This is a genomic window from Pseudomonas sp. LP_7_YM (assembly GCF_004364435.1).
Lineage (GTDB): Bacteria > Pseudomonadota > Gammaproteobacteria > Pseudomonadales > Pseudomonadaceae > Aquipseudomonas.
Map to the genome: position 1 here is coordinate 321,511 of NZ_SOCT01000003.1, position 22,562 is coordinate 344,072.

General features: G+C 59.0%; 22 protein-coding genes and 1 pseudogene. 8 read left to right on the top strand and 15 right to left on the bottom strand.

What is annotated here, in order from left to right; genetic code table 11:
• The first annotated feature begins 217 nt into the window (after window positions 1-217).
• The gene (locus EC915_RS10530; protein ID WP_133750700.1) at window positions 218-1,543 is read left to right on the top strand and encodes an MFS transporter; all 1,326 of its coding nucleotides are present in this window, start codon (window positions 218-220) and stop codon (window positions 1,541-1,543) included.
• Between the two features lie 196 nt (window positions 1,544-1,739).
• Here EC915_RS10530 and EC915_RS10535 read toward each other — a convergent pair whose 3' ends face one another.
• The 6 genes and pseudogenes from EC915_RS10535 to EC915_RS10555 form a co-directional block, all read right to left on the bottom strand.
• Window positions 1,740-3,101, bottom strand: coding sequence for a cytochrome c (locus EC915_RS10535; protein WP_133750461.1), 1,362 nt, complete (start codon window positions 3,099-3,101; stop codon window positions 1,740-1,742).
• A 12-nt stretch (window positions 3,102-3,113) separates the two neighbouring features.
• Entirely contained in the window at window positions 3,114-4,889 is a 1,776-nt protein-coding gene (locus tag EC915_RS10540; RefSeq protein ID WP_133750462.1) for a GMC family oxidoreductase, read from the bottom strand.
• A 2-nt stretch (window positions 4,890-4,891) separates the two neighbouring features.
• Window positions 4,892-5,641, bottom strand: coding sequence for a gluconate 2-dehydrogenase subunit 3 family protein (locus EC915_RS10545; RefSeq protein WP_133750463.1), 750 nt, complete (start codon window positions 5,639-5,641; stop codon window positions 4,892-4,894).
• Between the two features lie 197 nt (window positions 5,642-5,838).
• Window positions 5,839-6,681, bottom strand: a complete 843-nt coding sequence (locus EC915_RS25585) for a methyl-accepting chemotaxis protein (RefSeq protein WP_372237879.1) — start codon at window positions 6,679-6,681, stop codon at window positions 5,839-5,841.
• 15 nt (window positions 6,682-6,696) lie between these two features.
• A pseudogene (locus tag EC915_RS25590) lies at window positions 6,697-7,521 on the bottom strand (cache domain-containing protein); the annotation flags it as partial.
• 149 nt (window positions 7,522-7,670) lie between these two features.
• A complete protein-coding gene (locus EC915_RS10555; RefSeq protein ID WP_133750465.1) occupies window positions 7,671-8,258 on the bottom strand; it encodes an NUDIX domain-containing protein in 588 nt (195 codons plus the stop codon).
• Window positions 8,259-8,466: 208 nt separating this feature from the next.
• On the opposite strand from EC915_RS10555, the gene EC915_RS10560 reads away from it, so the two are divergent.
• Window positions 8,467-8,847: a hypothetical protein gene (locus EC915_RS10560; RefSeq protein WP_133750466.1), complete on the top strand. Its 381-nt coding sequence runs from the start codon at window positions 8,467-8,469 to the stop codon at window positions 8,845-8,847.
• A gap of 39 nt (window positions 8,848-8,886) precedes the next feature.
• On the opposite strand, the gene EC915_RS10565 is transcribed toward EC915_RS10560, so the two are convergent.
• From EC915_RS10565 to EC915_RS10575, 3 genes are all read right to left on the bottom strand, one after another.
• Window positions 8,887-9,810 (bottom strand): Gfo/Idh/MocA family protein, encoded by a 924-nt coding sequence (locus EC915_RS10565; protein WP_133750467.1) that lies wholly within the window; start codon window positions 9,808-9,810, stop codon window positions 8,887-8,889.
• 129 nt (window positions 9,811-9,939) lie between these two features.
• Window positions 9,940-10,950, bottom strand: coding sequence for a tRNA dihydrouridine(20/20a) synthase DusA (gene dusA, locus EC915_RS10570; RefSeq protein ID WP_133750468.1), 1,011 nt, complete (start codon window positions 10,948-10,950; stop codon window positions 9,940-9,942).
• A 252-nt stretch (window positions 10,951-11,202) separates the two neighbouring features.
• Window positions 11,203-11,439, bottom strand: a complete 237-nt coding sequence (locus EC915_RS10575; RefSeq protein WP_133750469.1) for a hypothetical protein — start codon at window positions 11,437-11,439, stop codon at window positions 11,203-11,205.
• 761 nt (window positions 11,440-12,200) lie between these two features.
• Between EC915_RS10575 and tal the strand changes: the two genes are divergently transcribed.
• The gene (gene tal / locus EC915_RS10580; RefSeq protein ID WP_133750470.1) at window positions 12,201-13,127 is read left to right on the top strand and encodes a transaldolase; all 927 of its coding nucleotides are present in this window, start codon (window positions 12,201-12,203) and stop codon (window positions 13,125-13,127) included.
• Window positions 13,128-13,206: 79 nt separating this feature from the next.
• Here tal and rssC read toward each other — a convergent pair whose 3' ends face one another.
• Together rssC and rssB are read right to left on the bottom strand one after the other, a co-directional pair.
• Entirely contained in the window at window positions 13,207-13,686 is a 480-nt protein-coding gene (gene rssC / locus EC915_RS10585; RefSeq protein ID WP_133750471.1) for an anti-sigma factor antagonist RssC, read from the bottom strand.
• Window positions 13,686-14,867 carry a two-component system response regulator RssB gene (gene rssB, locus EC915_RS10590; protein ID WP_133750472.1) on the bottom strand — a complete coding sequence of 394 codons (1,182 nt, stop codon included), beginning with the start codon at window positions 14,865-14,867 and terminating at the stop codon, window positions 13,686-13,688. Before rssB ends, rssC begins: the two co-directional genes overlap by 1 nt.
• A gap of 268 nt (window positions 14,868-15,135) precedes the next feature.
• Here rssB and EC915_RS10595 point away from each other — a divergent pair, with 268 nt between their 5' ends.
• Window positions 15,136-15,435 carry a PilZ domain-containing protein gene (locus EC915_RS10595; RefSeq protein ID WP_133750473.1) on the top strand — a complete coding sequence of 100 codons (300 nt, stop codon included), beginning with the start codon at window positions 15,136-15,138 and terminating at the stop codon, window positions 15,433-15,435.
• Between the two features lie 100 nt (window positions 15,436-15,535).
• Here EC915_RS10595 and EC915_RS10600 read toward each other — a convergent pair whose 3' ends face one another.
• Entirely contained in the window at window positions 15,536-16,237 is a 702-nt protein-coding gene (locus tag EC915_RS10600) for a VacJ family lipoprotein (RefSeq protein WP_133750474.1), read from the bottom strand.
• A gap of 205 nt (window positions 16,238-16,442) precedes the next feature.
• Between EC915_RS10600 and EC915_RS10605 the strand changes: the two genes are divergently transcribed.
• Window positions 16,443-17,078, top strand: a complete 636-nt coding sequence (locus tag EC915_RS10605) for an HAD family phosphatase (protein WP_133750475.1) — start codon at window positions 16,443-16,445, stop codon at window positions 17,076-17,078.
• 108 nt (window positions 17,079-17,186) lie between these two features.
• Window positions 17,187-17,450 (top strand): DUF4404 family protein, encoded by a 264-nt coding sequence (locus EC915_RS10610; protein WP_133750476.1) that lies wholly within the window; start codon window positions 17,187-17,189, stop codon window positions 17,448-17,450.
• A gap of 113 nt (window positions 17,451-17,563) precedes the next feature.
• Here EC915_RS10610 and queF read toward each other — a convergent pair whose 3' ends face one another.
• Both queF and EC915_RS10620 read right to left on the bottom strand, forming a co-directional pair.
• A complete protein-coding gene (queF, locus tag EC915_RS10615; protein WP_133750477.1) occupies window positions 17,564-18,391 on the bottom strand; it encodes an NADPH-dependent 7-cyano-7-deazaguanine reductase QueF in 828 nt (275 codons plus the stop codon).
• 84 nt (window positions 18,392-18,475) lie between these two features.
• On the bottom strand, window positions 18,476-18,988 hold the full coding sequence (locus EC915_RS10620; protein WP_133750478.1) for a plastocyanin/azurin family copper-binding protein: 513 nt from the start codon (window positions 18,986-18,988) through the stop codon (window positions 18,476-18,478).
• Between the two features lie 169 nt (window positions 18,989-19,157).
• Between EC915_RS10620 and EC915_RS10625 the strand changes: the two genes are divergently transcribed.
• Window positions 19,158-19,838 (top strand): heavy metal response regulator transcription factor, encoded by a 681-nt coding sequence (locus tag EC915_RS10625; protein WP_133750479.1) that lies wholly within the window; start codon window positions 19,158-19,160, stop codon window positions 19,836-19,838.
• The gene (locus EC915_RS10630) at window positions 19,838-21,196 is read left to right on the top strand and encodes a heavy metal sensor histidine kinase (protein ID WP_133750480.1); all 1,359 of its coding nucleotides are present in this window, start codon (window positions 19,838-19,840) and stop codon (window positions 21,194-21,196) included. The genes EC915_RS10625 and EC915_RS10630 overlap by 1 nt, the downstream gene beginning before the upstream one ends.
• A 70-nt stretch (window positions 21,197-21,266) precedes the next feature.
• Here the strand turns inward: EC915_RS10630 and EC915_RS10635 are convergent, their stop codons facing one another.
• On the bottom strand, window positions 21,267-22,511 hold the full coding sequence (locus tag EC915_RS10635; protein ID WP_133750481.1) for a lipoprotein-releasing ABC transporter permease subunit: 1,245 nt from the start codon (window positions 22,509-22,511) through the stop codon (window positions 21,267-21,269).
• Window positions 22,512-22,562: the final 51 nt, after the last annotated feature.

The following is a 22,562-nucleotide window of genomic DNA, read 5'->3' on the forward strand; positions in this document are numbered from 1 at the left end:
ACCTCAACAATTTAACCTCAACTATTTGTCCTAACCGACTCCAGCCACCTCACCTGCCCATTGCATAGCTCCCTAACAAAGCGGCACCATCACGGCTTCTTCTGTGCTTGCAGCCCTGCCCGCAGTTTCCCCCGGAGCGTTGTCAATAATGGTTGAGCCCGCCACTCAGGATTTCCCGCGCGTCAACGATAAGCTCACCTCCCGCGAATTTCGCGGCATGGCGGCCATTCTGATGTCCATCGCTCTGGCGACGCTTGATACCGCCATTGCCAATACCGCCTTACCTGCTATCGCGGCCGATCTGCATGCATCACCTGCAGCTTGCGTGTGGATCATCAACGCCTACCAACTGGCAGCGGTCGCCACGTTGTTGCCCTTCGCCGCACTGGGTGGGGTGCTGGGGCAACGCAAGGTGTACCTCGGCGGGCTGATTCTGTTCGTGGTGTCTTCGGCGCTGTGCACGTTCTCCTGGTCGCTGCCTACGTTGACCGTGGCCCGTGTGCTGCAAGGCATTGGCGCCAGTGCCATCATGAGCGTCAATGCCGGGCTGATCAGCTCGATCTTCCCTCGTGAGCGACTCGGTCGCGGCCTGGGGATGAATGCGCTGGTGGTCGGTACTTCGTTTTCCATCGGGCCGACCATTGCGTCGCTGGTGCTGTCGGTCGCCAACTGGCCGTGGCTGTTCGCGATCAACCTGCCCATTGGCTTATTCGCTCTGGTATTCGCATGGAACTCCTTACCTGCCACCAACCCCGGCAGTCTGGTGTTCGACCGCGTGACGGCGATCCTCAACGTCATCACCTTCGGTGCCCTGATTTTCGCCCTGAGCCAGGCCGCACAACTGGGTTCGATGAGCAGCGTGCTGATCGCGCTGGCGATCTTTCTGGTGGGTGGCGCCGCAATGCTCAGGCGCGAATCCGGGCACCCTGCGCCGATGTTTCCGCTGGATCTGCTCAGGCGCCCGATGTTCGCCCTGTCCGCGCTGACAGCGTTTTGTTCCTTTGCGACTCAGGGGCTGGCATTCGTGTCGCTGCCATTTTTCTTCGAATCCACTTTGGGCCGTGACCCCGTGCAGACCGGCTTTCTGATGACCCCGTGGTCGCTGGTGGTAGCGATGATCGCACCGTTTGCCGGGCGAATGTCGGACCGGTATGCGCCGGGGCTGTTGGGTGGGATCGGGCTGGCGATGCTGTGCGTGGGGATGATTTCGCTGGCGACCATGCCTGCCGATGCCAGTGTGATGTCCATCACTGCACGAATGATTCTGTGCGGCCTGGGCTTTGGCTTCTTTCAAGCGCCGAACCAGAAGGCACTCATGACCAGCGCCCCAAAAGAACGCTCCAGTGGCGCCAGCGGCACCATCGCCACCGCGCGTCTGCTCGGTCAGGCCACCGGCGCCGCACTGGTTGCCTTGAGCTTCGGCATTTCCAGCGCACACGGCCCGGTCTTGGCGCTGAGCATCGGCGCAGGGTTCGCGGCGGTTGGCAGCGTTGCGAGCGGGTTGCGCCTGGTGGCGAAGAACACGGCCACCGTTCAAAGCTGAACACCGTCAGCCTACTGGTTGCTGGGCGGCGACGCGCTCAAGAGGGTGCGTGAGAAGCTGCAGGCGAAGATTACAGCTTGGAAGACGTGATCCGTTCAACGGACCGCTAGTAGGGAACGGTCCAATTTTGCCCGGCAAGGACAGCAGGCTGTGCGCCTGCCACCTGCGGGCAAAATCACCGTTTTTTTTCAACGACTCAAGGCTTGGCAATGTCCGTACGGCTGACCGCTGGCGACTCCTTGGGCAAGGTCGCGCGCATCTTCGCCACTTGTCCGGCGTTCACCGCTGGCGCCTGGTTGCCCCAGCTGCTGCGAATGAAGGTCAGCAGTTGCGCCACCTCTTCATCCGACATCCGCCAGGCAAAACCGGGCATGCCCAGCTCTGACGGCGCCGTGGCGGTCGACGGTAATTTGCTGCCTGCCAGGACCAGACGAATCATCGACACCGGATCCTCCGACAGCACCGACGAGTTGCCGGCGATCTTCGGGAACACGCGTTCGTAGCCCTGGCCGTTGGTGCGGTGGCAGGCCGAACAGTTATCGACGTACAACTCGGCACCGCGGCTGCCCTCTTGCCCTGCCGCCAGCGCCTTGGCCGTCGTGGGATCGGCCTTGAAGCTGGAGACCTGACGTTCGCTGGCGGGCAACGTTTTCAGGTACACCGCCACCGCCTGCAGGTCGGCTTCGTTGAGGTGCTGGGTGCTATGGGTGACCACATCGCCCATGGGGCCGCCCAATACCGCATGGGTGGGACTGCGGGCGCTGCGCAGGGTGGCGACGATGTCATCGATGCTCCAGCTACCGAGCCCGTCAGCCGGGTTGCCCCGCAGATTCACCGCCAGCCAGCCGTCGATCACCGGACCACCCGACAGGTATTCGGGGCCCGACTCGTCCAGCGCCTTCTCCTGCAACGTCAGCGCACGTGGCGTGTGGCACGTGCCGCAGTGTCCTAACCCCTGCACCAGATAAGCACCGCGGGCGACCTGCGGATCCTTGTAACGTCCGGCGTCGAACCCCATCGCTTGGGGGGCCGGGGCAAACACCTTGCGCCAGATCGCCAGAGGCCAGCGCATCGACAACGGCCACGGCACGTCGTTGGCACGGTTCTCTGCGGACACCGGCGCAACGCCGTGCATGAAGTAGGCGTACAGCGCACGCATGTCCTCGTCGCTGGTGCGCGCATAGGCCGGGTACGGCATCGCTGGATAGAGACTGTTGCCGTTGGCGGCGATGCCATGACGCACGGCCCGGTCAAAGTCACCCAGCGAGTAATTGCCAATGCCGGATGCCTTTTCGGGCGTGATGTTGCTGCTGTACAGCGTGCCGATCGGCGAAGCGATCGGCAGGCCACCGGCGAACGGTTTGCCGCCAGGAGCGGTGTGACAAGCCGTGCAGTCGCCGGCATCGGCCAGGTACCGCCCTTTCTCTACCAATGCTGCCTGATCGGTGTCGGCTGAGGCCACCAGCGCCGGGGTCGAGGTGGGCCACAGGGCGAATGCCAGCAACGCGACGAACACCAGTACCGCAAGGGTGATCAGGCTCAGAAGAAACTTTTTCATGGTCGTCTCTCCTTATGCCTGAACCAGCGGGCCGGGGTTTTGCAGGTACTGCTCGCGAATGGCCTTGGCAGACCAGTACGCCAGCGCGCCCACCATGCCGGTCGGGTTATAGCCGTTGTTCTGTGGAAACGCGTTGGCACCGATGGCGAACACGTTGTGCACGTCCCAGGATTGCAGGTAACGGTTCAGTGCCGAGGTCTTCGGGTCGCTGCCCATGATCGCGCCGCCGCAGGTGTGGGTGCTTTGGTACTTGGTGATGTTGTAGTGCTCACCCGGCTTCTTGGCGTCACCGGCCATGGCCGTGGGGTTGAGGATTTTCGACATCTCCAGCGCTTTGCCTACCAGGAACTGCGAAGCCTTGATTTCGTTGTCGTGCCAGTCGAAGTTCATGCGCAACAGTGGTCGGCCGAAACCGTCCTTGTAAGTCGGATCGAGGCTCAGGTAATGCTGCTTGTACGACATGCAGGCGCCCTGCACTTCGAAATAGAACGAGTGACGGAATGCATCGCTGGCCGCCTGTTTCCACTGCGTACCCCAGTTCGGCGTACCGGGCGGTACATTGATCCCGCGTACCGGACCGGCGCCCGGCTGACGCGCCCACACCAGACCGCCACCGACGAAACCGGCCTTGGCGTTATCCAGTTGGTTGCCGTTGAGGTTGTCCATCGTGGTACCGGCGCCGCCGATGCCGATGAACTGGTTCGCCTGCACTTCCTTGCCGAAGAACAGCACCACGCGGTTGAGGTTCTGATAGGAATAGTTGCGGCCAATGGTGCCTTCGCCGGTTTGCGGGTCATAAGGCTTGCCGATGCCCGACAGCAACATCAGGTGCACGTTGTACAGCGAGAATGCGCACAGCAACACCAGATCGGCCTGCTGCTCGACTTCACGGCCCTGAGCGTCCAGATAAGTCACGCCTGTGGCCTTCTTGCCATCGCTGTCCAGATTGACCTTGAGCACCTGCGCGTGGGTGCGCAATTCGAAGTTCTTGCGCTGACGCAGCACCGGCAGAATGCTGATGTTGGGGCTGGCCTTGGAGTAGTTCAGGCAACCGTAATCACTGCAGAAACCGCAGGCGTTGCACGGCCCCATCTGGCAACCGTAGGGGTTGACGTAAGGCGCCGAGGCATTGGACGCCGGGATCGGATACGGGTCCCAGCCCATCTCCCGGGCGCCTTTGTAAAACATTTCCGCGCCCAGGTAGTTCGGGTTCGGGCCCAGCGGGAATTCCCGCGAACGCGAGCCTTCGAACGGGTTGCCGCCGGGCTGCTTGACCCCGCTGATCACCCCCGCTTTGCCCGAGGTGCCGCAGACGTATTCGAAATGGTCGAAGTGCGGCTCGAGGTCTTCGTAGCTGACCGGGAAATCCTGAATGCTCATGTCCGAAGGGATGAAGCTGGCGCCATAGCGCTGTTCGACGTTGCTGCGCAGCTTGAAGTCTTCCGGCAGCGCACGGAAATGACAGCCGGACCAGTGACTGCCCGCCCCGCCAACACCGGTGCCGGGCTTGAACGAACCCATCTGCCGATAAGGCACAGCGGTTGATGTCAGGTCGTGACGCACGGTCACGGTTTCCTGGGCCAGGCTTTGCAGGTAGCGACGGTGCACCGAGCCTTCCAGCTCGTCGACCACTTTCGGGTAGGCGAAATCAGGTTGCGTGTCACGGTCAGCACCGCGCTCCAGCACCACCACATGCAGACCTGCGTCGGTCAGTTCCTTGGCCAGAATCGCGCCGGTCCAGCCCATGCCGACGATCACGGCGTCCACTTTTGCTTTTGCGTTCGCCATGTTCAGCCCCTCCGCCCGGACAGATCGACCGGCGGTAGCGGATACGGCTTGTCGCGCACCGTGATCCAGTCCATGTAATCGGCGCGCATGCCGGGATAACCGATCATCTTCCATGCGCCCATGTTCTTGTTGCCGCCGTGGGACGGATCGGCGAAGTAACCGTTGCGCACTTCATTGAGCAGGTTGGTGAAGAACAGCTTGGAGGAAATGTCATCCAGCACCAGCTTGCCGCTTTCGGCGGACTTGAGCAGGTCTTCCTGTTGCGCAGCAGAAAGCTCAGCGAAGGCTTTGCCGGAATGGTTTTTTCTGCAATTGGCATTCATGGCCTTGATACCGATGCGCAGGGTTTCGCGCAGGTTCAGACGACCTTGATAACCGAATTCCGGAGCAGCCTCTAAAAACGGCCCCTGCATGTACCAGATGCCGCCGTTGGCGTAAGGGGTTTGCATGTGTCGGTCAAGAAATTCGGGGACACCGAGTTCGACGGCGCCAGGGCCTACCTGATCGGAGGGGATCAGGCGATCACAAGCCGCGATCAGAAAAGCCCATTCTTCGGGGGTGAAGAATGTCGGTGTGTAATCGCCCGTAACCGGGCCTGGAACGGCGTCCGACGCCTGCTTCGCATCACTGGCCGGGGTCTGCGCAAAAGCACTGGACGACAGTCCTGCACTGGCCAGCGTTACGACGGGAATAAGCGTCAGCGACTTGCGTAGGAAGTCGCGACGCGCCGGTGAGGTGTCGTCATCGAACATTTTTCTTATCTCCTGGGACTGAACACGGGTGTGCTTTGGGTGTTTCTAGTTATTGATCACCGGGGTAAAAAGCCCATTGCGTAGCCCTTGCCCGGTGATTCGATTGCCAGCTAATAGTGACCAAGCTAAGCATTCGGGCGACACTAAACCAGCGTTTGCCATCATGTGCCAGCAGCACGGTCGGGTTAAACGATTCATCAGATCTTGAACTGGCGAACCAGCACGCTGAGGTTGCCGCCCAGCGCCGAAACGTCACGCATGGTGCGCGCACTCTGTTCGGTTTCCTCTGCCAGGTTTTCCACGGCGCCAACGATCTGATGCACGCTGCGATTGATCTCTTCGGCGACCGACGTCTGCTCTTCGGCAGCACTGGCGATCTGAGCGTTCATGGCGTTGATGGTGCCGATCAGGTCGGAGATCGAATCCAGCGAGGCGCCCACTTCGTTGGTCCGCACGTTGGCCCCTTCGCCCGCTTCGGTGGAACGGCGCATGGCTTCGACCGAAGCATGGGTGCCGGTTTCCAGGCGGGTGATCATGCCCTGGATTTCCTGAGTGCTCTGCTGCGTGCGGCTGGCCAGGGCGCGCACTTCATCGGCCACCACGGCAAAACCACGACCGGCTTCACCGGCGCGCGCGGCTTCGATGGCCGCGTTGAGTGCCAACAGGTTGGTCTGCTCGGCAATGGAGCGAATCACATCCAGCACCGAAACGATGGAGCGCACGTCCTGCTGCAGGCTGTCGAGGCTGACACCGCTCTTGCGGATATCGCTGACCAGCGAGTTCATGCCGGTGATGTTACTGCCCACGACCTTGCGTGCCGCCTGGCCTTGCTGGTCGGTTTCGGACGCTGCCTGGGCAGCACGTTGCGCACTGCTGGCGACTTCCTGTGCAGCGGCGGACATTTCATGGATGGCGGTGGCGACCTGATCGGTTTCTTCGCGCTGACGCTGCATGGCCGTTTCGGAGCGCTGGGTCTGCTGCGAGGCTTGATCCACCAGCCCGGCAAGGTCGGTGGTCATCTGCGCGATCTGTCGGACCATGCCGTGGATCTTCGCAACGAACAGGTTGAACGATGTGGCCAGATCCCCCAGCTCATCTCGGCTGGTCACTTCCAGACGGTGGGTCAGGTCGCCGTCACCGGCAGCGATGTCATCCAGATTGGCCTTGAGAATGCGCAACGGACGCACGATGCCGTTGGCGGTCCAGACGCCGGCGGCAGCGGTCACCAGCAGCAGGATCAAGGTGACCAGGAAGACACCGATCAGGACGCGGTGGGTACGGCTGGTAACGGCCTGCTGTTCGAGCGCCATGGCGGCGTCGATGTCGTCCATGTTAATCGCGCTGCCCAGTACCATGTCCCACTTTTCCAGGTACACGGTGTAACCGAGCTTGGGCACCTGCACCGCTTCGTCACCCGGTTTGGGCGCGGCGTAATCGATGTAATGCTTACCGTTTTTGGCGACCTCGACGAAGGTCTGGTAATGGTAGGTGCCATCCGGATCGCGAGTGTCCCAGAAGCTTGTGCCGACACCTGCCGGGCTGTCGCCACGGAAGACCCGAACACCCTGGGTGTCGTAGCCGAAAAAGTAACCGTCCTCACCGTACTTCATCGGCTTGAGAAGCTGCAGCGCCTTGTCCCGCGCGGCCATGTCGCCCTGGGCGGAGGCATCGTGCAAGGGCTTGATTGTGGTCAACGCTACATCCACGTAATTCTTCAGCACCTGGCGATTACGCTCCACCAGCTGCTCGCGGGTTTCCTTCATCTGCTGGTCGGCGCTGCTGCGCAACATCCACGCTGCGACGCCACTGAGAATCAGGGCAAACAATAGCGCTGGAATAATGGCTAGGCAGAGTAGCTTGCTCTTAACGGTAAGCTTCATGGGATAAATCACCTCCTGGTCGTGTGGTCATCACCTATCGGCAGGAGATCGTACAACTTGAAATATTTTGATGTTTTTTTGACGCCAGCCTTCCGACACGGCTGAGCTTCAAGAGCACGTGCGCGGTGTCGGAGGCTCTGACACTAAGCTTATGAAAGGGCCGACATCATCCGCAGCTCCAGATACTGCAGCAGCATGATGGTCTTGCCGTCGCAGATCTCACCGGTATGCACCATGGCGATAGCCTGCTCGAAGCCCAACTCCATGACTTCGATATCCTCGCCCTCTTCCTCCAGGCCGCCACCGTCGCTGATACGATCCTGAGGCTGGAATGCTCCGATGAAGAAGTGGATGCGTTCGGTCACCGAACCGGGGCTCATAAAGGCTTCGTAGATTTTTTGTACCGCGCTGACGACGTAGCCGGTTTCTTCCTCAGCCTCTTTGCGGATACGTTCTTCAGGACTTGCATTGTCGAGCAGGCCGGCCGCGGCCTCAATGAGGTAGCCACTGTGCCGATTGACGAATGCCGGCATGCGGAACTGGCGGGTGAGCACCACGGTTCGTCGTTCAAGGTTATAGAGCAGAATGGTTGCGCCGTTGCCGCGGTCGTACACCTCGCGGGTCTGAGACTGCCAACTGCCGTCGCGACGCTGCAGATCGAAGCTGTATTTCTTCAGCAGGTACCAGTTGTCAGAAAGAATGTGTTCAGCGGTGATGCGCACGGATGTTGAGGCCATGGGAGTCCTTTGACATGGAGGGTGTTGAACGATCCAAGAGCCCATACCCTAGCGGCGCTCGTAGAGGGGAACGAGCCGCGGGGTATTTAACCGCCATGCGATTCGCGGATTTACGGTCAATGTGCATGAATCAGTGATAGGCATATGCCGTGACGGCTGTTACTGGGGCCGGTGGTGGAGGTTAGAATGCCGAAAATCAGGACAGACCATGAACGACCCAGACAATCCCTACGACCACGACAGCATTGCCGATGCCGCCGCCCAATGGTGCATGCGCCTGCAGGAACCGGACTGCACCGAGGCGCTCATGGGATCAATGACAGTTACACATCATGACGTGCGTAGGGCGGTGAAATTTAAAGGGTCATCAAGAGGACGCAGACATAGACGAGTGCGCTGCTGGGAAATAATTCTATCGATGTGGTCGATAGTGAACATAGCGAATGTCGCTATTCTTTTAAGCTTCAGGAACAGGGATCATGGCGCCCTCAATCTGATAAAGGCCCCTTTAATGTCCATCAACATGTCCATCCTGCTGATGCTGATCGTTTCCTTTTGCATCGCGCTGGCAGGCGTCGGTCAGTTCTGATGTGACGCTCGCCAGCGGATAAATCGCCGGTCTTACGAGTTACTCGTAAAAGTCTGCCACCGTCTGCTTGCTGCCCACAAAGAAACCGTCTGCCACGATGCGCAGCGGTTGCAGGTCAAGATCGCTTTTTTGCTCAGCAATCAGCTGCGCAAAATGCCGGTACATGGCCGGGTACTCGCCCTCTTCCGAAACGCTCTGTGCTACGCCATTGATGCTGACCAGCGTCCCGCCAGCGTCCAGACGCATGACGCCTTCATCACAATGCAGTTCGATACACCATTGCTCGGTATCACAATGGTCAAAGTCGAATTCGGCTATCACACCCACATGAGCCCCACGTATGTTTAGCGAAGCGGCGATCGGAGACTGACAGTTCCCCGGAATGCTCAATCGCGCGGACTCCACGAACAGGGCTCCTGGCAGCAGGTCGGTGACGATGGACAACGCGTTGATCCCCGGATCGAAAACACCCAGCCCGCCCGCTTGCCAGATCCAGGTCTGGCCCGGATGCCATTTGCGCACCTGCTCCTTCCAGTCCACCCGCACCTGGCTCAATGTCTTGCCCTGTAGCCACGCCTTGGCGATGCCCACACCTGGGGCAAACCGTGAATGCCAGGCAAACAGACCGCTGACGCCTGCCCGACTGACTTCATCGACCAGCGACATGGCCTCGCCGAGGGTCGAGCATGGCGGCTTTTCCACCAGCACGTGCTTGCCCGAATCCAGCGCCTCTTGCACCAGCGAAAAACGCCCTTGGGGCGGCGTGCAAAAGGCAATGGCATCGACATCCGGGCCTTGAGCCAGCAGTTCGGCCAGCGAACCGAAGTTATCGACGCCCGGACAAGGCTGCCCCAGCGTCGCCACCGCCACCAACTCGAAATGCGGGTTGGCGCGGATCGCCGGCACATGCTGGTCCTGCGCGATCTTGCCGTAACCCACCAACCCTAAACGAATCGGATGCATCGATGACTCCTGTGATGTTGTAGTTATTTTGGGGCGATTCCAAGAACCTTGTAGCGAGTGACATTGGCCGCGGCGAATTCACTGATGTACGTATCCACTGGCCTTGACGTTTCAAAGACGCCTACGAGTCTAACGCCCTTCCAGCAGCTCCCCCGCCTTGTCCAGCAGTCCTAGCGGATCGTCGGTCTTGTGAATGTCCACCGACAGCAGCTGGCGAAACTTGCGGGCGCCGGGAAAGCCGGTGCCCAGGCCGAGCACGTGTCGGGTGATGTGATGCATCGAGCCGCCGTCACGGAGATGGGCTTCGACATAAGGCCGTAGTTGGGCGAGTGCTTGGGCACGGGTGACCGGCGCAGCGCTGCCGCCGAACAGTTCGCGGTCGACCTCGGCCAGCAGGTAGGGATTGTGATAGGCCTCGCGGCCCAGCATTACCCCGTCGAAAGTCTTCAAGTGCTCCCGGCACTGCTCCAGGGTCTTGATGCCGCCATTGAGGTTGACCTCCAGCTCCGGAAAATCCTGCTTAAGCTGTGCGGCGACGTCGTAGCGCAGTGGGGGAATGTCGCGATTTTCCTTGGGTGACAGGCCCTCGAGAATGGCGATCCGCGCGTGTACGGTAAAGCTTGTGCAGCCAGCGTCGCGCACGGTACCGACGAATTCACACAGTTGCGCGTAGCTGTCACGCCCGTTGATGCCGATACGGTGTTTGACGGTTACAGGAATCGACACGGCATCGCGCATGGCTTTGACGCAGTCGGCGACCCGTTGCGGATGCCCCATCAGCACAGCACCGATCATGTTGTTCTGCACGCGGTCGCTGGGGCAACCGACGTTCAGATTGACCTCGTCATAACCTGCCGCCTGCGCCAGACGTGCACTGGCCGCCAAGTCCGCTGGGTCACTGCCACCCAGCTGCAGCGCGAGCGGGTGCTCGGCCTGGTCGTGACGCAGAAAACGCTCGGCATCGCCATGCAATAGCGCTCCCGTGGTGACCATTTCGGTGTACAGCAGCGCATGCTTGGACAGTAAGCGCAGGAAGAACCGGCAGTGGCGGTCAGTCCAGTCCATCATCGGCGCAACAGAAAACCTCCTGCATACCGGATCTACGGGTGTAGCGAGGTTTTCTGCGGGTTTGGTCTGCATTTCAACAACTCTCATTTCTTACCGTCTACTGCTGTTCTGCTTTTTTCCGGGACGCAGCGGCTCAACGCGCTGATCAGCATCTCTCAAAAAGGCGCGACAGTTTATCAGGAAAGGCAGACCTTCGAACGGAGGGCGACCACACAGTCGCGGCTCAGAAGCAAGCGAGAACCAGCCCGCGCCCTGTGCAATCGAGCACGCGCGCAGCCTTGCCAAGTACAAGGCCTGTAAGCATGAGGGATATTCGCCAGTGAATCAGTTAAGTGTTTCTTCAAGGTGCGGCGGGCCTGACGACTCCACCGGCAGCGCGTCGACCGCCTTCTCGATCTCCAGGATCGCTTCCGACACGTACCAGCTGCTGTAGGCCGGATCGACTATGAGGCTGTCCGCCGCTGCCTCCGCGAGCGCGTCCACATCCAGGCCCTGTTTCCTGGCCGTCGCCAACACAGCTTTTAGCGCGATTTGTAGCGCCATTTCCCTGCCCTCGTACATTCTCCTGCCCTCCTTTGCGGAGAGCGTAGACCAGTTTTTTCGCGTGAAATCGAAGGATGAGCCTGCAACGGAATATTCTGACGGGCGACTGCGCTTGCCAGGTTGTGTTTTCACTTTGAGGGTAGAAGCGCTAGCCTCACTTTGTTCGACGGGGGCGAAATCTCCAGGCAGCGGCTCCGCAGCTCACACCTTTCAGCGCACCACTGCCTGTTCACGCAAATCGTATATCCAAGTAGGCTCATCGTCAGAACACGCCTGAATAACCAACGAAAAAACCCGCCGAAGCGGGTTGTTTTCTCAGTTCATGGCCATCCCGACACCCTGTCGGCAGCGCTCCGCGCAATGGCTGATCTTCCTTGACCTGCGAAGCAATCCTTTGCTTCAGTTGATGGATCCAATGTACCTGTTCAACTTCATGTTTTAAAAGAGCCAGTTTGCTGCAATGCATGTAAGCTTTTGGCTATACCCCTGACCAGCCGCTTGACGGCAATGTCCGCATTAAAAGACAAGTCGGGGGAACGACCGATGTTATCCATGCTCCAATCAGTCTGGATCGAGTATCCGCCCTCCTCGGGAACCAAGATCACTAGCCCACATGGACTGAAGAAAATGTCATGTCGCACCGGGTTCGTGGCTAAGCTGCAGGCCTGCTGTTTGCGCAAACACAAGCGTCTAACTCAGTGTATCTGTTGCGGTATACGCCCTTGAGTGACCGGCGGCGCTCGGGTAATGTCATCAAACCCACAGGACAGAGCACGCTCATGACTTCCAAGCTGGAACAACTCAAACAGTTCACGACCGTCGTAGCCGATACCGGCGATTTCGCTGCCATTGAAAAGCTCAAGCCGTTCGATGCTACGACCAATCCTTCCCTGCTGCTCAAAGCGGGCTCGACCGATAGCAATGCAGATCGCCTGAAAGAAGCCTTCAGCGGCGCCAACGGCGACATCGACGTAGCAAGTGACCGCTTCGCCGTGGCCATCGGCCGCGAGATCCTCAAGGTCGTGCCGGGCCGCGTTTCCACCGAAGTGGACGCACGCCTTTCCTTCGACACCAAGGCCTGCATCGCCCGCGCCAAGCGCATCGTAGATCTGTATGAAAAATTCGAAATCGGGCGCGACCGCATCCTGATTAAGCTGGCTTCTACCTGGGAAGGCATCAAGGCTGCAGAACAGCTGGAGAAAGAAGGCATCCAGTGCAATCTGACGCTGTTGTTCTCCTTCGCTCAGGCCCAGGCCTGTGCCGATGCCGGAGTTTTCCTGATCTCGCCGTTCGTGGGGCGCATCTACGACTGGTACAAGAAGGCTGAGGGCAAGGAGTACGTTGGCGCGGAAGACCCAGGCGTCCAGTCTGTTACCCGCATCTACAACTACTACAAGGCCAATGACTACAAGACTGTGGTCATGGGCGCCAGTTTCCGCAACCTAAGCCAGATAGAAGAACTGGCAGGCTGTGACCGCTTGACCATCAGTACCGAGCTGTTGAAAAAGCTGTCGGAAGATAACGGTACGCTGGCTCAGAAGCTCAAGCCAGGCAATGGCGGTGAGCCACGTCAGACATTGATTGAAAGCCAGTTCCGCTGGGCATCCAACGAGGACGCCATGGCAACAGAAAAACTCGCCGAAGGCATTCGCCAGTTCGCTCGCGATCAGGAAAAGCTGGAAGCTCTGCTCAGCGCCAAGAAATAAATCGTAAAAAGGGCGGCATCCTTACGGGTGCCGCCCTTTTTCATGCCCGCGATTCGTGATCGCGGCAAAACCCTTGGCTCTAATGCTCGAGAGCGTTGACCAGATCGCGAAAGGCTTCGCGATTGGAATCGTTCAGCCCCATGAGAATCTTGTGCGCCTCCAGCACCTTGGCCTTCACCACCTCCTCGCACTGATCTTGCGAAGGCAGATCCCTCAAGGTCTCCGGGCGCGGGATCGGTCGACCGACGATATTGAACACCTGATCGAAGCCCATTGACTGCAACAGACGCGTGATGTCTTCGTGGGTGGTGACGACTGTGGGCAACAGCCCGGCTTTTTGACGCGACAATATGGACAACTTGGCAAGCAGGCCAAGTGTCGTGCTGTCAATGCTGCGGGTTTCGGTCAGGTCAATCACCACGGTCGAAAAATTCATCGAGGTGAAGATCCGCTCAATCGTCGCATCCAACGCCGAACAGAGCGTCAGGCGCACTTCACCCACGAACTTCAGGACGAAAGTGCCATCTTGCTCGGCAAACTGGATTCTACCGGTACTCATTAAAGGTTCCTGCTCAACACTAACAAGGCGATATCATCCGGCATCTCCCCGAGTGTGGCCAATCCAAACTTACGACGCAGACCATCCAGGCTGCCGCCTGCCGACTTGACCAGTTCAGGTAAGTTGGCTTCCTTCTCTTTAAGTGTATCACCCGGTAACAGGTCCAGAATGCCATCAGACAGCAGGGTCAGGCTGAAGGACTCGGGCAGATCCAGAACGTGGTCCGAATACGTCGCTTCGTTGAACAGGCCCACCGGCAGACCGCGGCCATCCAGATAGCGGGTTTCAGTAGGGGTATAGAGCACTGGCAACGGCAGATGTCCGCCGACGCTGTAGGTCAGCTTCCCACTTTGCTCGTCAATGACCCCGCCCACCATCGTGACATGTTTGCCCAGTTTGCAGCTGATCAGCCCTCTATTGATGTGTCCGAGGACTTCAGAAGGCTTGAATTCGGGCAAGGTGCCACCGCGCTTGGATTCGAACAGCAGGCGCGTGGTCATGAACTTCAGGAGTACGGTGATAAACGCTGATGAAGCACCATGTCCCGACACATCGGCGAGGTAGAACGCGACCCGGCGCTCATCGACACGGAAATAATCAACGAAGTCGCCCGACAGATACAGCGACGGGATGATTTCGTGTTCGAACTGGAACGAATCGATTGCCCAGGGGTTGGTCGGCAGCATGTTCATTTGAACCTGACGACCGGCATCCTGATCCTCCTGCAGCAGGTGCAGGCTGGCTTCGAGTTCGCGATTGGCGGTCTCAAGCTTCTGACGATACAGCTGGTTTTCCTGCAGCAGGTGTGCACGGTCCAGCGCCCTTTTGACCGAGTGCTCGAGCACCGCAAGGTCTTCCAGGGGCTTGATCAGATAATCAGCCGCGCCCAAGCGTAACGCCTCAACGACATCGCTCATCACGCCTGCACCGGAAACCACGATGACCGGGGTTTGCGCGGACAGGCTGGTGACCTGACGAATCAGTTCCAGCCCTCCAACTTGAGGCATGCGCAAATCGCAGATCACTAGATCAGGCTTGTTTTTCTCGAAGGTTTGTAGCCCCTGCAGGCCATTGCCGGCTTGCAGGACGCTGAACCCACTGTCTTCCAAGTAGGCCGCAAGGCTTGCGCGCACCACTTCGTCGTCATCGATAATCAGCAGCGTGGCACTGGTTTTTTGCATGTGGGCAAACGGCGCCAGATTAGGTTGGCGTACACGGTCGGATTCTGTCAGGCCCGCATACTGGATTCGCTTCTAGCCTCTCTGGTGCAAAGTGAGCGGACTCGTGGTCAAACGCTTCACTTATCAGAGGTGCCCTTCAAGGCGCAGACGGTACTCCCATCCGCCGGGTGTTTCAAGCACGCTCCAGCGGTCGGCCAGTGTCTTTACACGACAAATCGCCGGGAGTTATAAGAACCTTTAAATCAGCAACAAAAACGAAGGATGGATCATGGGCCAGCTTGATCGCGACTATGCAGAGAAACGAGATTACATCCGTATGCGTATAGACGCGGATATCAGCCTCATTTATGCGGGGCAGATCATTGCGGCGGTGTGCGTCGACTTGTCCAGTTCGGGCATGCAGATACAGGCGCCCCGCTCATTTAAGGTGGGTGATCGGCTAAGCGTGAAGATCGAGTCCGACCATACCGCGCTCAGAGGCCTTGAAGCCGATACCGAAGTGGTTTGGATCGCTGACATCGACGGTGGAGAGCAAAAGCTGGGGCTCACCATCCTTGCGATGAGGTGATTCGCTCCGGGAACTGCATCACAATTTCGAAAAGATCCGACCAAAAGAAAAAGGCGACTCGAAAGTCGCCTTTTTTGCATTATGTAACCGCCGTGTCCGATCAGAAATCGTCGACGACCTTGCCATCCTTGACCTTGAACTCACGGTTCTGCAGGTAGGCATTGCGAATGAAGATGTATTTGTCGCCGTTGATCAGCTTCTCGGCGGACAGCAGGCTGGCACGCGTATCGACTACGCTTACACCAAATGCTGTGTTGCGAGCAGGAACGTTGTCGATGTAGCGATACGGCTGGGTGTAGGTGTCCGGATACTTGGCCAAGGCATCGCGTACGGTGCTTGGGCCGAAGAAAGGCAGCATCACGAACGGACCGCTTTCCACGCCCCAGTGGCCCAGGGTCTGGCCGAAGTCCTCGTCGTTGCGCTGAAGGCCCATTTTGGTGCCGACATCAAAGAAGCCCAGCAGGCCGAAGGTAGTGTTGAAGATCAGGCGCGCCGTATCGACACCTGCGGCCTCAGGCTTGGCCTGCAACACATCGTTGGCGAAGTTGGTCACTTCACCTACGTTCTTGAACATGTTGTGAATGCCGTCTTCAAGGAACTGCGGCGTGATGAAGTCATAGCCTTGGGCGATCGGTTTCAAGGCATAGGTGTCGACAGTGTCGTTGAAACGGAAGATGGCGCGGTTAACGCCTTCCCACGGGTCTTCTTCAGCGGCCTGAGCGGCCATTGGCACCAGCGCCAGACCGGCCCAGAAACACGTTCGAGCCAGACGATTAATAAAGCCTGCACCAGTTACGGGCATAGCAGGAACTCCCAGTCAAAGTGATGAAGCGGGCGCTACGCCCCCAAACCAAAGGCCAGAGTATAAAGCCTTCTGTAAATATTTACGTCGCCGAAAACCGAAGGAATTACCAGACTCACTCCACATCTGCGGTAAGGCGTTACCCGTCAGTCATCGCACTGTCATGCAAATCCCTTAGCGTCACTGACATTTGAGAGGGAATTCCATGCTAGCCGCCGCCTCCGTGCCCGTACAATCGTTCACCGCTGTATTGTTTGGCCTGAGCGGCTGTCTGGTGGATTTCGGCGCGCAGATGCGCAAGCGCTGCAGCAGCGACGGCCAGTCGCTTGCCCCTGAGGATGCCAGCCTTTACTCCGCACCCACGCCAGGAGCGCTCAATGCATTGAAAGGGCTCAGACAGCAAGGCATTCCCTGCGCCTGGATCGAGGAATACCCGGCCAGCATCGCCGAACAACTGGCGGCGACCCTTGAGGGCCTGGCCCGCTCGACACCGGCTCCGAACCACCGGTGGCCGGCACCCGACGCTTGCTGGCAGGCGCTGATGGGCCTGAACGTCGCGCAGCTTGACGGTTGTGTACTGATCAGCGGCGATCCTCGCCTGCTCATGGCCGGGCTCAACGCCGGTCTCTGGACAGTGGGCCTGGCATCCTGCGGCCCCCTCTGCGGGCTGTCGCCAGCACAGTGGGAAGCGATGAGCGACCTGCAACGTGAACGCCTGCGGGGCCGCGCGACACTTGAACTTTACGCGACCGGCGCGCATTCGGTCATCGATCATCTGGACGAACTGGAATCATGTCTGGCCGACATTGCCCTGCGCCGCTTGAAAGCGGAAAAGCCTTGATTGATCAGAGTCATGCACGTGGGCCCGCACTGGGTTAGTCTTGGCAACCAGGGACCTTTGCCGACGCGTTGCGGTCCATGCAAAGACTATCAATTGAGGGAGCACCCTATGCCCGCCCGAGAACTGCAAGAACAACTCAATACCCTGCGCGAGCAACTGGACCAAAACCCGCCGCTGACCGAAGAAGAACGCGTGCACCTGAATGAGTTGATGAGCCAGATCCAGTCGCAGATTGCTCTGGAAACCACCACTCAGGACAACAACCTCGCCGATGGCGTGAACCTTGCGGTCGAACGCTTTGAGGTCGAACACCCGACCATCGCCGGGACCCTGCGCAATATCGTGCAGACGCTGGGCAATATCGGGATCTGAAGCCCGCCCCGCGCAGTCGGCAAAAGCCCGTCATCACGACGGGCTTTTGCATTCGACCTTTCTACCCTTCGCAATATGACACGGCTCTGGCACAGGCATAGAGGAGCTGGCGTTCACTGCCGTGCCAGGCGCCCGTTCTCCAGCGTAAGTGTCTCGGTGCTGCGGTACGGATTGATGTCCAACCCGCCGCGACGCACGTAGCGCGCGTAGACCGTGAGTTTTTCCGGTTTGAGCAGGCGCTGCAGGTCCATGAAGATTCGCTCCACACACTGCTCGTGAAAATCCGAATGCTGGCGGAAGCTAACGATGTACGCCAGGAAACTCGCGTGATCCAGCGCTGCACCACGATATTGCACGGCCACGCTGCCCCAGTCAGGCTGGCTGGTCACCGGGCAGTTGGACTTTAGCAGATGACTGTGCAACGCCTCCTCCACCACCTGGGAGTGGTCGCAACGCAGCAATTCCGGCTGTGGGCGGTCGTAGCTATCGACGGTCACGTCCAGTTCGTCCACGCACACGCCTGGTACCGGCACAATGCCTTCGGCTTCAATCTCCCGTAACGAGCGAATGCGCACGCCCACACGCTTGCCGGCAGCTGCCGAAAGATCCTTTTCCAGCGTCGCGATCAGTTCGGCCTCAGATGCAAAGGGCGTCTGATTCAGCGAATTGAGGTAAAGCTTGAACGACTTCGACTCGATGATGCTGGGCGAATCGGCCGGAATGCTGAACTCTCCGATCGCCACCACCGGCTTGCCCGAAGGCAAAAGCCAGGACAACTCATAGCAGTTCCAGAAATCGATACCCTGATACGGCAGCGTCTCGGCGGTCAATCCGAGCTCTGCCCATTTGGCCGTGCGCGGGATCGGAAACAGCAAGGATGGCATGTAGGTGGCGATGTATTCACTGGACTTGCCCAGCGGCGAGTGTTCGGCGGGATGCATGGCGGGACCTGAAAACGTATTAAAAATGGCTGATGTGAAATCATGACCGCCAAGTTTATAGGTTTTGTCCCGCCCTTTCAGCGATTAGTCGGCGATCACGATTTTTCCGACCATCCCTGCCTGATAGTGGCCGGGAATATTGCAGGAGAACTCCAGACGGGTGACTTTGGTGAACGTCCACGTCAGCTCGGTGGTCTTGCCCGGCTCGACCAGCACACTGTTGGGATCGTCGTGCTTCATGCCCATTTCGCCATGATCCATTCCGGGCATGTCGTGCCTCATGCCGGTTGCCGTCAGCATGCCACTGGCAACCATTTTGAGCATTTCCTGCTGATGCGCAGCATGCATCGCCGCATCACCCAGGTTGAACTCGTGCAGCAGCGCGCCCTTGTTGACCAATACGAAACGCACCGTTTCGCCCTCTTTTACCGTCAGTGTTTTGGGCTCGAAATACATGTCACCCAAGGTCAACTCGACAGTTCTGGTAGCTTCGTCAGCCTTGGCGGGATGGCCGAAATCGAAATGCGCATCGGGCGAGGCCTGGGATAACAGGCTGGCACTGAGCAAGACAGCGGCAACGATAAAGCGAGCGGACATGTGGATCTCCAGTCAACGGCAATCAATGCCCCGACATTGAGCCTGGGTCACTGCCATTAAGCTGACCGCGACATTACAACTTTGTAAGCTTGCGCACTCGCCCGCCCGGGTCGCGTTATAAAGTACGCCTGCGAACACCGCGGAGCGTTAACAGGATTGATGAGTCGCCATGAAATTACTGATCGTCGAAGATCAAGCGAAAACCGGACAATACCTGTGTCAGGGCCTGACCGAAGCCGGCTTCAACACCGAACTTGTGGCTGACGGAACCAGTGGCCAGCATCTGGCGCTGACCGGGGACTACGCGTTGCTGATTCTGGACGTCATGCTCCCCGGTCGTGATGGCTGGCAGATCCTGCAGGCCGTGCGCAGTACCGGTCTGGACACGCCCGTGCTGTTTCTGACCGCCCGTGATGCTGTCGAAGATCGGGTACGCGGGCTGGAACTGGGCGCCGATGATTACCTGGTCAAGCCTTTCGCCTTTTCCGAACTGCTGGCCCGGGTGCGCAGCCTGTTGCGGCGCGGCAGCAGTGCCAGTCAGGAGACCCATCTGCAACTGGCCGACCTGCGTCTGGATCTACTACGCCGCAGAGTCGAGCGCAACGGTCAACGCATCGACCTCACGGCCAAGGAGTTCTCACTCCTGGAACTGATGCTGCGACGCAAGGGCGAAGTGCTGCCCAAGTCGCTGATCGCTTCGCAGGTCTGGGACATGAATTTCGACAGCGATACCAACGTGATCGAAGTCGCCATCCGCCGCCTGCGCCTGAAAGTCGATGACGATTTCACCCACAAGTTGATTCACACCGTGCGCGGCATGGGCTATGTCCTCGAAGAGCGCGACCTCTGATGCTCAAGCGTATCTCCCTGGGCAGTCGCCTGGCTTTATTGTTCGCTGCCTGCACCGCGCTGGTTTCCCTGACAGCGGGCGTGCTGTTCAACCAGGCCAGCGAAGCGCACTTCATGGAACTGGATCAGCAACTGCTGGACAGCAAACTGCCGAGCCTGCGCGATGCCTTGACGGGAGTGACCAGCGCAGAGCTACTGACAGAGCATCGGCAAGCCTTGCAGGATGAACTGGCACACTCGCCGGACCTGAGTTTACAGGTCCACGGCGTAGACGGCAGGTTGTGGTTCGACAGTGTGACGCCGTCGATGAATCAGACCCGCGTGCATGACGGGCTGAACACCGTCGCCGATCAAGGTGTCTCATACCGCTCCTACTCGGTGCCCCTACGGCCAGAGCAGCAGGCTTCGCCGCAACTGACCTTGCTGCTGAACATCACCCACCACCAGCACTTCCTCGAACGCATGCAGCACCTGATCTGGCTGACCGTCGGCCTCTCCGCATTGGCCACGGCGCTGCTCGGCGCGTGGGCGGCTCGCAGCGGTTTACGGCCGTTACGGCAGATGAGCGAGATTGCTGCCAGTGTGTCGGCCAGCTCTCTCACCACCCGCCTGCCCCAAACCGAGATGCCCGTCGAACTGGCTGAGTTGACTCAGGCGTTCAACGCCATGCTGGGTCGTCTCGACGATGCCTTCCAGCGGCTTTCGGCCTTTTCGGCGGACATTGCCCATGAACTGCGCACGCCGCTGTCGAATTTGCTGACTCACACTCAAGTCACACTGACCCGGCCTCGGGACCTTGAGGCCTATCGCGAGGCGTTGTTGGGCAATCTGGAAGAGTTGCAATGGATGGCGCAGATGGTCAATGACATGCTCTATCTGGCTAAGGCCGAGCATGGCTTGCTGAACCCGAATCGCGAGCGCTTGCAACTGGGTAGTGAGGTCGACGCGCTGCTGGAGTTTTTTCTGCCCTTGGCCGAAGAGGCGCAGGTGCGCCTGAGGCGAGAAGGCCAAGCGATACTGAACGGCGACCGGCACATGCTGCGTCGGGCCTTATCGAACCTGCTGGATAACGCCTTGCGCTTCACGCCTGCTGAAAGTGAGGTGTCGGTCCGCCTTGAATGTACGTGTCAACAGGTGCGTCTCAGCGTCGAGAACAACGGCAAAACCATTCCGGCCGAAATGCTGCCGCGGTTGTTCGACCGTTTCTATCGAGCAGATCCGGCACGCCATGAAGGCAGCACCGAACACGCAGGGTTGGGATTGGCAATAACCCGGTCGATCATCAAAGCTCATGGCGGGACGATCAGGTGCGAATCACAGGATGGGCTAACGCGGTTCCTGATCGAATTGCCGGTCTAGAAGACTCTGAAAACTGAGGGAGTGAGCGTGCTCACGCCCTCAATGTATGCAACATCAGCAGTACTGGCGTTTACTCATATCGCAACGCATGCGCAGGCTGGATCTGTGCCGCACGATACGCAGGGTAGATGGTTGCCAGAAAGCTCAGAATGAACCCGGCAGCACAGATAAGTGCCACGTCGCTGCCTTCCAGCTTCGACGGCAGGTTGCTGATGAAATAAACGTCGGACGTGAAAATGTGCTGCCCGGTGACGCGCTCGACCCAGCCCACCAGCTGACTGACGTTGATCGCTGCAATGATACCCAGCACACCGCCAATGAAGGTTCCTACCACGCCGATCACGGTGCCCTGAACCATGAAGATGGCCATGATCTGGCGCGGCGTGGCGCCGATGGTGCGCAGAATCGCGATGTCGGCACCCTTGTCGTTCACCACCATGATCAGCGTGGCGATGATGTTGAAGGCAGCAACGGCCACGATCATCAACAACAACAGCCCGATCATGGTCTTCTCCATTTTCATCGCGCTGAACAGGCTACCCTGGGTGTGGGTCCAGTCATCGGCCTTGTAGCCTGCGCCCAAGCCACCGGCAATCGCGGTGGAGACCTGCGGCGCGGCATACAGGTCGGTCAGTGCCAGGCGCACACCCTGCACCTGATTGGGCTGCCAGCGCTTGATCGCCGCAGCATCGGCAACGTTGACCAGGGCCATCGAACCGTCCAGCTCGGCGCCGACCTTGAACACGCCAACCACCGTCAGGCGTTGCAGACGCGGAGTGATTCCCCCCGGATCGTTGCTGATCTCCGGCACGATAAGGGTCAGCTTGTCACCGACATTCAAACGAAAGCGTCGCGCTGTGATTTCACCGATAACCACACCGAACTCGCCAGCCTTCAAATCCTGAAGACGGCCCTGAACGATATGCTGGGTGACGATGGAAACCCGAGACTCCAGCGCCGGGTCGACGCCGTTGATCTCGATGGGCTGCATGGAGCCTTTGTACGAGAGCATGCCGTCCATTTGGGTGAACGGCACGGCAGCGGTGACCTGCGGATTCTTCAATGCCGCATCCGCCGCAGGTTTCCAGTCGTCCAGCGGTTTGACCCCGTCGATCACCGCGTGCGGCACCATACCGAGGATGCGCGAACTCATCTCCTGCTGGAAACCGTTCATCACGGACAGCACCACGATCATCGCCAGCACGCCCAGCGCCAACCCGATCATCGAGGTCATTGAAATGAACGAGATGAAGTGATTGCGGCGCTTGGCGCGGGTGTAGCGGGTGCCGATAAAGATGGATAACGGTCTGAACATTCGTGGAGCACCGTAGCTGATAAGCAGCTAAAAATGGAAACCTGCCGACGC